Source organism: Pseudomonas sp. C6002, assembly GCF_013385805.1.
Lineage (GTDB): Bacteria > Pseudomonadota > Gammaproteobacteria > Pseudomonadales > Pseudomonadaceae > Aquipseudomonas.
The window spans coordinates 238521-249856 of sequence record NZ_JACAPH010000021.1; the positions used below are offsets into that span (position 1 = coordinate 238521).

The following is an 11336-nucleotide window of genomic DNA, read 5'->3' on the forward strand; positions in this document are numbered from 1 at the left end:
TATCTGAAGGGCAACACGATCCAGTGTGGGAGCTGTCGAGCTTCAGCGAGGCTGCGAAGAGGCCCTGTCAGGCAATAAAGATGTCGCCTGCCAGTCCGCCATCGCAACCTCGCTAAAGCTCGACAGCTCCCACAGTTGATCTTCGCAGGCTCGCACAGTTGATCGTTCCCACGCTCTGCGTGGGAATACATCCTGTGACGCTCCGCGTCACCATTGCGCAGGACTTGAACCTTGCATCGTCAGCTGGACGCAGAGCGTCCGAGACGGCGTTCCCACGCAGAGCGTGGGAACGATCAATATCTGAAGGGCAACACGAATCCAGTGTGGGAGCTGTCGAGCTTTAGCGAGGCTGCGAAGAGGCCCTGTCAGGCAATAAAGATGTCGCCTGCCAGTCCGCCATCGCAGCCTCGCCAAAGCTCGACAGCTCCCACAGTTGATCTTCGCAGGCTCGCACAGTTGATCGTTCCCACGCTCTGCGTGGGAATACATCCTGTGACGCTCCGCGTCACCATTGCGCAGGACTTGAACCTTGCATCGTCAGCTGGACGCAGAGCGTCCGAGGCGGCGTTCCCACGCAGAGCGTGGGAACGATCAATATCTGAAGGGCAACACGAATCCAGTGTGAGAGCTGTCGAGCTTCAGCGAGGCTGCGAAGAGGTCCTGTCAGGCAATAAAGATGTCGCCTGCCAGTCCGCCATCGCAGCCTCGCTAAAGCTCGACAGCTCCCTCAGTTGATCTTCGCAGGCTCGCACAGTTGATCGTTCCCACGCTCTGCGTGGGAATACATCCTGTGACGCTCCGCGTCATCATTGCGCAGGACTTGAACCTTGCATCGTCAGCTGGACGCAGAGCGTCCGAGGCGGCATTCCCACGCAGAGCGTGGGAACGATCATACGATCAATATCTGAAGGGCAACACGAATCCAGTGTGGGAGCTGTCGAGCTTCAGCGAGGCTGCGAAGAGGCCCTGTCAGGCAATAAAGATGTCGCCTGCCAGTCCGCCATCGCAGCCTCGCTAAAGCTCGACAGCTCCTACAGTGGACCTCTCGCGTATCATCACCCTCCTCGCTCCTCAAGGAATCCCCATGTCTTCAAGCAAACGCGACAGCGCACGCATCGAACGTCGCCTGGTCGCGACCCTGACCGATGCCTGTGAGATCGCGAAAGCCGAAATCACCGGCTTCGACTGGCTGACCCACGAAGTCGACTACCAGGCCTTTGCCCAAAGCCTGCTGGTCATCTGGGTATTCGATACCAGGGCGAACCGGGAACTGGCCCTTTCTACCGGACTGGACCTGCGCATGCGCGAACTGACGGCCACCGCGCTGGAGGATGCCGGGGTGGATCGCCCTTCTTCGCACCGCTACGTGCGCTTCGACTCCGAGGAAGAATGCCACCTGCAGCATGGCGGCAATTGGCGCCTGCGCCTGCTCAAACTGTATGCGGTAAAGGGGTAAAGCCTTGGCTAAAGATATCGAGAACCCGTGCGTCTCAACCTGCCAGCTCAGTGGTGAGCTGTGCGTGAGTTGTGGACGCACCAAGGACGATATTCGCAAATGGAAAAAGATGAAGCGGCCAGAGAAGATGGCCGCTGTGCAGCGCGCAACGTTGCGCTTGAAGACGTTGAAAAAGGGCAAGTGACGCACCCGGTTTCAGGCCGTCAAGTACGCCCGACTGACCCCGTCACCGGCAAATTCCCGAGCAACTTGAGCCCGGTGGTTTTCACAAACGTCGCGTAGTCCATCGGCTTCTCGATACGGGTTTCAGCGTTGGGCAGTACATACGCCCAGGCGCGCTTGGACGACACGTCGTAAACCAGCTTGAACAGGCGGGTCGGCACCCAGACCTTGTTGTCGCCAATGGTGCTGTAGCCCGGGTCAAACAACGGCCCGGTGAACACGAACACATTGCCGTCGGCGCGCTTGGCAAACTTGCGCACGTCCGCCTCGACCTTGCTCCAGATCTTGCGGTTGTTGGTCGGGTCTTGCGGGACCATGTTCGACAGCGCAAAGGACTGGGCCATGGCGTTGGTGCTCGGCGCATCCGCCGCCGGGGATTGATGGCCACGGTCCACGGCCGGGTGTTGGCCACGGTAGTCGCTCAACTCGGCGCGCGCGCCTTTGGGAATACGCGGGTCGGGGTAGAACTGGTTGGTGCGTTCTTCGCCTTTGGCATCCTTCAACTGGCCGGCATTCAGGCGTTCGACCACCACCAGCGGGGTCTTGCTGGTTTGCGAGTACAGCACCGCGAAATTATCGGAACACAGCGCCAGGGGTTTCATGGTGGCCGGCACGGTGGCCGTGTTGATCGGTTGTGCGGCCGGGAACAGGTCGGCGCAACTGTCGAACGATGGCTTTTTCTGTTGGCTTGAATACAGACCCAGGGCCGCGCCCTGACTGATGGAGCCCGAGCGGGAGGTATGGGATTGAGGCGGTGTGATGAGGTCCAGCAGGCCACGGGCTTGCGCCCCGGTGGAGAGCAAAACAAGGGCCGACAGCCCAACTGCAATTTTGCGTAGGTGCATGGGTTAAATCTTCAAAGTTCGATTGCGGGGCTTATGGACCCATGGATGTGACTTTAGTGCGAAGCAGCGCTGCAAAATACCCTGAACACGGTTTACGTAAGTGACTGATAGGTTTGAAGATAAGCTCGCAGCATGCGGGTCACCTGCTGTTCCAGGCCGGCTTCAAAGGCCGCAGATGCATTGCCTTCAAGCAACGCCCGAACCGGTCCCACCACCGCGCTGAGCGAGATGGCGGCGGTAAGGGATGGGTCTTCAAAACGCGCATCCGACGCCGTCGCCAACATCGCTGCAATCGCGGCCACCACCCGCTTGTTGATCCGCGCCACAAGCTCCGCACCGCCCCGCTCACCTGCGATGGCATACAGGGCTTTGGACGCCGTCGGGTCCATCAGCTTCACGGCGAGAAAAGCCGTGACAAACCCCGATGCCATTTCCGCCACCGTGGTGCCCTGGTGTTGATCGCACGCCTGCTCGACGGTCTCGGCCACCTGCACCAGATGCTTCTCCAATACCGCAGCAAGCAGTGCATCGCGGTTCGGATAGTACTGATAGAGACTGCCCACCGACATGCCCGCCCGCTCGGCCACGCGGGTCGTGGTGCAGCGCACCAGGCCCTGAGCGGTCAAAACCTGAAGGGTTGCCGTGTGCAGCGCTTCCACCGTCGCCGCCGACCGGGCCTGGACCGCTGATTTTCTTGGCTTTAACGACGCTTTGAGAGGGCTCATGGAATGCGAATTCTAAACCTGAAGGATCCTTCATATTATAGGCTTCCTCCCGTCAAGCAAGAGCTCCGACCATGACCACCAGCACATTCAATCTCGGCGATCGCACCGTCAACCGCATCGGCTACGGCGCCATGCAACTGGCCGGCCCAGGCGTGTTTGGCCCGCCCAAGGACCGTGATGCAGCGCTGGCCGTACTGCGCGAGGCCGTCGCTTGCGGCGTGAACCATATCGACACCAGCGACTTCTACGGGCCGCATGTCACCAATCAGATTATTCGTGAGGCACTGCACCCGTATAAAGACGATCTTACGATCGTCACCAAGGTAGGCGCCCGCCGTGGCGACGATGGCGCCTGGTTCAACGCTTCGTCGAAGGCCGAGCTGACCCAGGCCGTGCACGACAACCTGCGCAACCTGGGCCTGGATGTGCTGGACGTGGTGAATGTGCGGGCCATGCACGGCGTGATGGGCACTGCCGAAGGCTCGATCGAGGAACCCCTGAGTGCCATTGCCGAGCTGCAACAACAGGGCCTGATACGCCATATCGGCATCAGCAACGTTACCCCGACGCAGGTCGCCGAGGCGCGAAAAATCGTGCGCTTCGTGTGCGTCCAGAACCTGTACAACATCGCCCACCAACACGATAACGCGATGCTCGACGAATTGGCCCGGGACGGCATTGCCTATGTGCCATTCTTCCCGCTGGGCGGGTTCTCGCCAGTGCAGTCAGCGGTGTTGTCGAACGTCGCACAGCGCCTCGGCGTCACCCCGATGCAACTGGCCCTGGCATGGCTGCTGCGCCGTTCCCCGAATATCCTGCTGATCCCGGGAACGTCCTCGGTCACCCATCTACGGGAAAACATCGCGGTGGGCGAGCTGGATCTTTCGGATGAGGTACTCGCAGAGCTGAACACCCTCGCAGGCTGACCCTCACGCCAGCAGTTCTGCGATCCACCGCGCCTGCTGGGCGACCTCTTGCATCTTGTCCTCGGGCACCGCTTGCCGCGCCTGGGCGAAGTCGCTCAGGGTCTGCTGTTTGTGGCGCAGGATGCGCTGCCACTTGAGCAGGAATTCCGGGCTGCGGGCCTGCATTTGCAGCGGGCCGAAGTACAGTTCTTCGGCGGTGTAGGTCACAGGCCCGGCGTGCTCGGCAACGATGATTTCGTAGAAGAAGCGATTTTCCCGCAGCAGCTCTTCGCTCACGATGCGGTAGCCGTTCTCCATCAACCACTGGCGCAACGGTTGCTCGCCGCCGTTGGGCTGCAGCACCAGGCGCTCCTCGCCACTGAGACGCGCCTTGTCGCTGTCGAGGATGTCGCGGATGGTCTCGCCGCCCATGCCGCAGATGCTGATCGCGTTGATCCCGTCTCCCGGCTCGATCGCCGCCAGGCCACTGGCCAGGCGTACGGTGATGTGTTGCTCCAGCTCGTTCTCGCGCACCGTGCGCTCGGCTGCGCGAAACGGCGTCAGGGCCACCTCGCCCGCCACCGCCGCCACGATGGCGCCGCGGCGCATCAATGCCACCGGCAGGTAGCCGTGGTCGGAGCCGATATCCGCCAGGCGCGCCCCGGCGGGGACGTGCGTCGCCACGCGCTCAAGGCGCATGGACAATGTGTGTTCGTTCAACTGCCGTTCCTTTTCGGTAATACCCTGGCCATTGTATTGCGGGTTCTTCAAAGAGGAACGTCACTTTGGTGAACGCCGTCAATCAGTGGCCGCCAGCCTTACCAGCTCCTTGCGCAACAGCGAACGATCCAGCACCGCCATCCCAGCCTGCCAGTCGATGGAAAGCAACTGGCTCAGTTTTTCCTGGCTGACCTTGGGCTCAGCCAGGAAATAACTTTTGCACTCGCGGATACTGATGAGATTCACCAGCCAGTCCTCCCCCTGCGCCGCCAGCCAATCAGCGATGGTCGAGCGATGCTTTCGGACCAGCGCACCGGCATCCCACACCGTCATCTGCACAAAAACCTGCGGCAGGTTGCTGTCGGCTTTCAGCCACTTCAGGTCACCCGCCAACGCGCCTTCAAGGTCTGACTCGATAGTGGCCTGGCACTCGGAGAAATACCGCTCAGGCCAGTCTGCCGCGAGTTTCGCCAGCAGCGCGAGGGTTTCATAAGCCCGAACATCCGCCGCGGTGGTCAACTGCCCGGTAAAATTCAGGGTATTGTCCAGGATTGCCGTGGCCAGCAGCGCGGCACTGTGCTCACTGATCAGCGGCAACAAACCGGCCGCTTCCCAACGCAGGAAAACCTGCGTCGCTGCTGCACCGATCAAACGGATGTCTGCGGCACTTCCCAGCCTCTGCGCCCAATAGGTTTCAAACCCCGGGTGATGGTCAATCACCTCCACCACCTGATCGAGCACGACCACCGGGTCGAAGTGGTGGAAGTCCGAGATATCCACCATCACAAACTCATCGCCGGGCCCGGGTCGGTAGTCATCCAATGATGATAGCCAGCCGAGCACGGTCCTGGAGATGCTGGCATTCAGTGGAGCACTGCTGACGGCACGCGCCTCGATTCCCTGACGATTCAACAACTCGGCATACGCAATGCAGCAGGCGTATGCATCGATGTCCAGATACGCCGAGCCGGAGGTGACTACCCTCATCGGAAAAACTCCATGATTTCATATTTTTGGCAGGCAAATTTCACACGCCTTTATGACGAAAACATGACTAAATGGACAGAACAACCCTGGAGATTCGAGCAATGACGTCATTTCGCGTTCGCGAGCTGAGCAGTACGGACACTGAAGCATTGCTGGCCTTCGAAGCCCGTAACCGTGACTGGTTCGAGTCGCATATCGAGGCGCGCGACCCATCGTTTTACTCGGTGCAGGGCGTCGCCGAGCATATTGACGGTTATCTATCAGGCCTGGCCACCGGCACATGGCACCCGTTCGTGATCGAAGACGCCAACGGCGAAATCGTCGGTCGCGCCAACCTGAAAAGCATCGACTCGCCAAAGGGCTCTGCCGAAGTCGGTTACCGCGTGGGCGAGCGCTCGTGCGGGCAAGGGCTGGCAACCCTGGCGCTGAACCATCTGATCCACGAGGCACAGGCGCGCTGGGCACTCAAGCAATTGGTGGCGTACGTGTACCCCGAGAATGTGGGCTCACAAAAAGTCCTCACCCGCTGCGGTTTCGTGCCCGACCAGCCCGCACCGGACGGCAAGCCCCAGGGCGAAAACCGCTTTGTCCTGACATTCCAGGCCTGAAGACCCGGCCCCCCGGCGAACCTTTACCCGGTAAACACCGTCCGAGCTAGGGCATTGATGTTTACCGCTCGCCGCGAGGTTTCCGTTTGAAAGCTGCCATCATCAAAAAATACCGCCTGATCATCAAGACCATGGGCTATGTAGGCTGGGCGCTGTTCTGGCTGCTGCTCTGGGATATCGCCGTCACCGTGGACTTCATGCTGTTCCTCAACAGCAAGATCAACCTGCCGCTGATGCCCCTCACCCTGCTCGGCTCGGCGCTGGTGGTGTTGATCAGTTTCCGCAACAGCAGCGCCTACAACCGCTGGTGGGAGGCACGCACGTTGTGGGGGGCGATGGTCAACAATTCCCGCAGCTTCGCCCGGCAAGTGCTGACGCTGCTGGATGACCCGAACAATGAGGTCAACCCGATAAAGGCGACCTTGCTGCGCCGGCACGTGGCCTATGTGAACTGCCTGGCGGCGCACTTGCGGGGCCAGCCTTGCCCGGAAGAAATCCGCGCCTTCCTGCCGGCCAACGAGTTCGCCCGCAGCACCAGTACCAATAACTTTTCCAACGACATCATCAACGGCTCCGCAGCCCTGCTGGCCCAGGAATACAAGGCCGGGCGCCTGGACAGCATTCGCCTGGCACGGTTGGAGTCGACCCTGGTGGATTTGTCCAACAGCCAGGGCGGCATGGAGCGCATCGCCAATACGCCGCTGCCCTACCCTTACGTGTATTTCCCACGGCTGTTCATCTCGCTGTTCTGCCTGATCGTGCCGGTGGGCCTGGTGGAATCCCTGGGCTGGTTCACCCCGCTGGCGTCCACGGTGGTGGGCTTCATGCTGCTGGCCATCGAACGCATCGGCACCGATTTGCAAAGCCCGTTCCGCGACAGCGAGCACCAGATCCAGATGGAAGCCCTTTGCGAAACCATCGAGAAAAACCTGCAGTCGATGCAGCGTGATTCCCTGGGGGGCGAGCGGATCAGTTAATCCTTGCCGGGCCGTTAACAAAAAAATCCAGCCAGTGGTGAATTATTCAGTGTCCGCATGTATCTGACCCATTAAGCGCATGCCACCAAAACAGTGGCATCGAAATGGACCTGCGGCTGAGTATTCCCATGAAATCACGCAAGAAAACCGTCAATCCCATTGGATTGGATGACATCACCATCGTCGACGACGCCAAGATGCGCAAGGCGATCACCGCCGCTGCGCTGGGCAATGCCATGGAGTGGTTCGACTTCGGGGTGTATGGCTTTGTCGCCTATGTGCTGGGCAAGGTGTTCTTCCCCGAAGCGTCTCCCAGCGTACAAATGATCGCGGCCCTGGCGACCTTCTCGGTGCCGTTCCTGATTCGCCCGCTGGGCGGCCTGTTCTTTGGCCGGCTGGGGGACAAATACGGCCGGCAAAAGGTCCTGGCGGCGACCATCGTGATCATGTCCCTGAGCACCTTCGCCATCGGGCTGATCCCCTCCTATGACTCGATCGGCATCTGGGCGCCGATCCTGTTGCTGCTGGCCAAGATGGCCCAGGGCTTCTCGGTGGGCGGTGAGTACACCGGTGCCTCGATCTTCGTCGCCGAATACGCCCCGGACCGCAAGCGCGGCTTCCTCGGCAGTTGGCTGGACTTCGGCTCCATCGCCGGCTTCGTGCTCGGCGCGGGCGTGGTGGTGCTGATTTCGGCGGTAATCGGCGAAGACGCCTTCCAGTCCTGGGGCTGGCGCCTGCCGTTCTTCCTCGCCCTGCCGCTGGGCATGATCGGGCTCTACTTGCGTCATGCCCTGGAAGAAACACCGGCCTTTCAACAGCACGTGGAGCAACTCGAACAAGGTGACCGCGAAGGCCTGGCGGGCGGCCCGAAAGTCTCGTTCAAGGAAGTCGCCACCAAGCACTGGCGCAGCCTGATGACCTGTGTCGGCGTGGTGGTGGTGACCAACGTCACGTACTACATGCTGCTCACCTACATGCCGAGCTACCTGTCGCACAACCTGCACTACAGCGAAAATCACGGCGTGTTGATCATCATCGCGATCATGGTCGGCATGTTGTTCGTGCAGCCGATGATTGGCTTTGTCAGCGACAAGATCGGGCGCAAACCCTTCATTCTGTTCGGCAGCATCGCGCTGTTCTTTCTCGCCATTCCGGCGTTCATGCTGATCAACAGCGGCAAGCTCGGGCTGATTTTCTCGGGGCTGCTGATCATTGCGGTGGTGCTCAACTTCTTTATCGGCGTGATGGCGTCCACCCTGCCGGCGATGTTCCCTACCCACATCCGCTACAGCGCGCTCGCCAGCGCCTTCAACATCTCGATCCTGATTGCCGGCCTCACGCCAACCGCCATGGCCTGGCTGGTGGAGACCACCAACAACCTGTACATGCCGGCCTATTACCTGATGGTGTTCGCCGTGCTGGGGCTTTTCACCGCCCTGACCATGAAGGAAACCGCCAATAAACCCCTGCGCGGTGCGGCACCGGCGGCGTCGGATATCGAGGAAGCCAAGGAGCTGCTGCAGGAGCACGAAGACAATATCGAGCAGAAGATCGAAGATATCGACGCGCAAATCGCCGAGCTGGAAGCCAAGCGCGAAAACCTGGTGCAGCAACATCCACGCATCAACTGACGCAACATATTTGGAAACGAATAGCGGGTGAACTAACGCGCAAGCAGCACGCTCCTTCCTTAAGCGCAGTCAGCGCGGCCCTGATGAGCCTCATCAGGGCCGCTCAACGATAAGGAGCCGCCCGTGACCGACACCACCACCCTCACCTACCGCTGCACGCCTGGTCCGCTTCACGCGACCTTGCTGGCCGGTACCGTCCCGCTGTTTCTCGGCGCCCTGCTGAGCGACATTGCCTACTACCAGACCTACCAGATCCAATGGAGCAACTTCGCCGCCTGGCTGATCGCCGGCGCCCTGCTGTTCTGCGGGCTGGCGGGATTGTTTGCACTGGTCAACCTGCTGCGTGCCGACCGCAAGGCCGGGCGCCCCACGGTGTACTTCCTGCTGTTGCTGGGGACCTGGGCGCTGGGCCTGGTAAATGCCTTTGAGCATGCGAAGGATGCCTGGGCCGTGATGCCTTCGGGCCTGGTGCTGTCTGCCGTCGTGACCCTGCTGGCCTGCGTGACCACGTGGGTCGGGCTGACCAACCTGCGCTCGGGAGGTGCCCAATGAAGCCTTCCAGCACGCTGACCGTTTTAAGCATGGCGATGTTGTTGAGCGCCTGCGGTGGCGAAGCCGACAGCACTCAGGCTCGCGGCCCCGACCCCAAGCTGCCGGAACCCCAGCGCGGCCTGTTGCCCAGCATGAAGATCGCCGAACCGGTGGCCTGGGGCGAGCAGAAACCTACGGTGCCCGAGGGTTTCAGCATCACGGCCATCGCCACCGACCTGCGGATCCCGCGCCAGACCCTGGTGCTGCCCAACGGCGACATTCTCGTCGCCGAAGGCCGGGGCGGCAGCGCAGCGAAACTCAAGCCCAAGGATGTGATCGCCAGCGTGATCAAGGCCGAGGGCAACACCAAGGTCAAGGGCGGCAATCGCCTGACCCTGCTGCGCGATGCCGACGGTGACGGCACCTACGAGTTGAAAACCGTGTTCGCCGAAAACCTCAACGCGCCCTACGGCCTGGCCTTTGCCGACGGCAAGCTGTACGTGGCGAACCAGGATGCGCTGGTGCGCTTCGACTACGCAGACGGCCAGACCAAGGCCGGTGGCCCGCCCACCACCGTCACCGAGCTGCCCGCCGCGATCAATCACCACTGGACCAAATCCCTGGCGATCAGCCCCGACGGCCGCTCGCTGTATGTGGGCATCGGGTCCAACAGCAACATCACCGAACGCGGCATGGAGGTCGAGATCGACCGGGCGATGGTCTGGCAGATCGACGCCGCCACCGGCGCCCACAAGCCTTATGCAACCGGTTTGCGCAACCCGACGGCATTGACCATTCAACCGGGCTCCGGGCAGGTGTGGGCGGTGGTCAACGAGCGGGATGAACTGGGGCCGGACCTGGTGCCGGATTACCTGACCTCGGTGCGCGAAGGCGAATTCTACGGCTGGCCCTACAGCTATTGGGGCCAGAACGTCGACACCCGCGCCCAACCGCAGAACCCGGCCAAGGTCGCCGCCGCGATCAAGCCGGATTACAGCCTGGGTTCCCACGTCGCCGCGCTGGGCGTCGATTTTTCCATCCCGGCCATGGGCGAGAAATATGCCGACGGCGTCTTCGTCGGCGAGCACGGCAGCTGGAACCGGGACAATCCGGTGGGCTACAAGGTGATCTTCGTGCCGTTCAGCAATGGCCGGCCTGCCGGTGAGCCGCTGGACTTCGCCACGGGTTTCCGCGGGGACGATGGCAAGACTCGCGGGCGGCCGGTGGGGGTCACTGTTGATCCGAAGGGTGCGCTGATCATTGCCGATGACCTGGCCAACACGGTGTGGAGGGTGACGCGCAATAAATAAGGCCTGAAGCGGCCGATGTGGTTGCCTTCCTGTGGAGCGCGGCGGTACCTTCGCCGCACTCACGAACAGGAAGGTAACCGCAATGCCAGACACCACCGACAACGGCTTCTATGATCGCGCGGACGCGCACATCGAGCTGTCCAACGAGCAGTTCAGGGCGTTCGCCGACCTGGGCAAAGTCAGCGCCTCGATGATGTTCGGCACCACACGCTTCAATGCCTGGGTCAGCGCACGCAGCTTTAAATCCGGCGAAGAAATGGCCCAGGCGCGTGAGGCGATGCTGAAGTATTTCTGTGATCAGTACCGGATGATGCTTGAGGATAATCTTGATGATCACATCAACAATTTCAGCAAGTACATGCTCGTTAAGGGCAGTTGAACCCGCCCGCACAGGGCGGTGTGTCGACCTGTGATACCCG

General features: G+C 61.1%; 13 protein-coding genes. 9 read left to right on the forward strand and 4 right to left on the reverse strand.

Annotated elements, in window-relative coordinates:
• The first annotated feature begins 1084 nt into the window (after nucleotides 1–1084).
• Nucleotides 1085–1456, forward strand: coding sequence for a hypothetical protein (locus tag HX817_RS15045; protein ID WP_008433303.1), 372 nt, complete (start codon nucleotides 1085–1087; stop codon nucleotides 1454–1456).
• A 4-nt stretch (nucleotides 1457–1460) separates the two neighbouring features.
• Complete coding sequence (locus HX817_RS15050) at nucleotides 1461–1640, forward strand: DUF1289 domain-containing protein (RefSeq protein WP_003207939.1); 180 nt, start codon at nucleotides 1461–1463, stop codon at nucleotides 1638–1640.
• Between the two features lie 19 nt (nucleotides 1641–1659).
• On the opposite strand, the gene HX817_RS15055 is transcribed toward HX817_RS15050, so the two are convergent.
• On the reverse strand, nucleotides 1660–2523 hold the full coding sequence (locus tag HX817_RS15055) for a DNA/RNA non-specific endonuclease (RefSeq protein WP_003207938.1): 864 nt from the start codon (nucleotides 2521–2523) through the stop codon (nucleotides 1660–1662).
• Between the two features lie 92 nt (nucleotides 2524–2615).
• Complete coding sequence (locus tag HX817_RS15060) at nucleotides 2616–3248, reverse strand: TetR/AcrR family transcriptional regulator (protein ID WP_023659027.1); 633 nt, start codon at nucleotides 3246–3248, stop codon at nucleotides 2616–2618.
• Nucleotides 3249–3319: 71 nt separating this feature from the next.
• Here HX817_RS15060 and HX817_RS15065 point away from each other — a divergent pair, with 71 nt between their 5' ends.
• Nucleotides 3320–4174 (forward strand): aldo/keto reductase family oxidoreductase, encoded by an 855-nt coding sequence (locus tag HX817_RS15065; protein WP_008433296.1) that lies wholly within the window; start codon nucleotides 3320–3322, stop codon nucleotides 4172–4174.
• A 3-nt stretch (nucleotides 4175–4177) separates the two neighbouring features.
• Here the strand turns inward: HX817_RS15065 and HX817_RS15070 are convergent, their stop codons facing one another.
• Both HX817_RS15070 and HX817_RS15075 read right to left on the reverse strand, forming a co-directional pair.
• On the reverse strand, nucleotides 4178–4873 hold the full coding sequence (locus HX817_RS15070; protein ID WP_177040504.1) for a tRNA (adenine(22)-N(1))-methyltransferase TrmK: 696 nt from the start codon (nucleotides 4871–4873) through the stop codon (nucleotides 4178–4180).
• Nucleotides 4874–4951: 78 nt separating this feature from the next.
• A complete protein-coding gene (locus HX817_RS15075) occupies nucleotides 4952–5860 on the reverse strand; it encodes a bifunctional oligoribonuclease/PAP phosphatase NrnA (RefSeq protein WP_177040505.1) in 909 nt (302 codons plus the stop codon).
• A gap of 101 nt (nucleotides 5861–5961) precedes the next feature.
• Between HX817_RS15075 and HX817_RS15080 the strand changes: the two genes are divergently transcribed.
• The 6 genes from HX817_RS15080 (at nucleotide 5962) to HX817_RS15105 (ending at nucleotide 11296) form a co-directional block, all read left to right on the forward strand.
• A complete protein-coding gene (locus HX817_RS15080) occupies nucleotides 5962–6468 on the forward strand; it encodes a GNAT family N-acetyltransferase (protein WP_177040506.1) in 507 nt (168 codons plus the stop codon).
• An 86-nt stretch (nucleotides 6469–6554) separates the two neighbouring features.
• Nucleotides 6555–7445, forward strand: coding sequence for a bestrophin family protein (locus HX817_RS15085; protein ID WP_177040507.1), 891 nt, complete (start codon nucleotides 6555–6557; stop codon nucleotides 7443–7445).
• A 128-nt stretch (nucleotides 7446–7573) separates the two neighbouring features.
• Nucleotides 7574–9076 carry a glycine betaine/L-proline transporter ProP gene (proP, locus tag HX817_RS15090; protein ID WP_003207926.1) on the forward strand — a complete coding sequence of 501 codons (1503 nt, stop codon included), beginning with the start codon at nucleotides 7574–7576 and terminating at the stop codon, nucleotides 9074–9076.
• Nucleotides 9077–9199: 123 nt separating this feature from the next.
• Nucleotides 9200–9628 (forward strand): DUF2231 domain-containing protein, encoded by a 429-nt coding sequence (locus HX817_RS15095; protein ID WP_087692924.1) that lies wholly within the window; start codon nucleotides 9200–9202, stop codon nucleotides 9626–9628.
• Nucleotides 9625–10917, forward strand: a complete 1293-nt coding sequence (locus HX817_RS15100) for a sorbosone dehydrogenase family protein (protein WP_177040508.1) — start codon at nucleotides 9625–9627, stop codon at nucleotides 10915–10917. Before HX817_RS15095 ends, HX817_RS15100 begins: the two co-directional genes overlap by 4 nt.
• A gap of 82 nt (nucleotides 10918–10999) precedes the next feature.
• Complete coding sequence (locus HX817_RS15105; RefSeq protein ID WP_003207921.1) at nucleotides 11000–11296, forward strand: DUF3144 domain-containing protein; 297 nt, start codon at nucleotides 11000–11002, stop codon at nucleotides 11294–11296.
• Nucleotides 11297–11336: the final 40 nt, after the last annotated feature.

What these genes read in the sequence shown, in the direction of transcription:
- HX817_RS15045 (WP_008433303.1), top strand. Translation starts at nt 1,085, where the DNA reads ATGTCTTCAAGCAAACGCGACAGCGCACGCATCGAACGTCGCCTGGTC.
- HX817_RS15055 (WP_003207938.1), bottom strand. Translation starts at nt 2,523, where the DNA reads ATGCACCTACGCAAAATTGCAGTTGGGCTGTCGGCCCTTGTTTTGCTC.
- HX817_RS15060 (WP_023659027.1), bottom strand. Translation starts at nt 3,248, where the DNA reads ATGAGCCCTCTCAAAGCGTCGTTAAAGCCAAGAAAATCAGCGGTCCAG.
- HX817_RS15065 (WP_008433296.1), top strand. Translation starts at nt 3,320, where the DNA reads ATGACCACCAGCACATTCAATCTCGGCGATCGCACCGTCAACCGCATC.
- HX817_RS15075 (WP_177040505.1), bottom strand. Translation starts at nt 5,860, where the DNA reads ATGAGGGTAGTCACCTCCGGCTCGGCGTATCTGGACATCGATGCATAC.
- HX817_RS15080 (WP_177040506.1), top strand. Translation starts at nt 5,962, where the DNA reads ATGACGTCATTTCGCGTTCGCGAGCTGAGCAGTACGGACACTGAAGCA.
- proP (WP_003207926.1), top strand. Translation starts at nt 7,574, where the DNA reads ATGAAATCACGCAAGAAAACCGTCAATCCCATTGGATTGGATGACATC.
- HX817_RS15100 (WP_177040508.1), top strand. Translation starts at nt 9,625, where the DNA reads ATGAAGCCTTCCAGCACGCTGACCGTTTTAAGCATGGCGATGTTGTTG.
- HX817_RS15105 (WP_003207921.1), top strand. Translation starts at nt 11,000, where the DNA reads ATGCCAGACACCACCGACAACGGCTTCTATGATCGCGCGGACGCGCAC.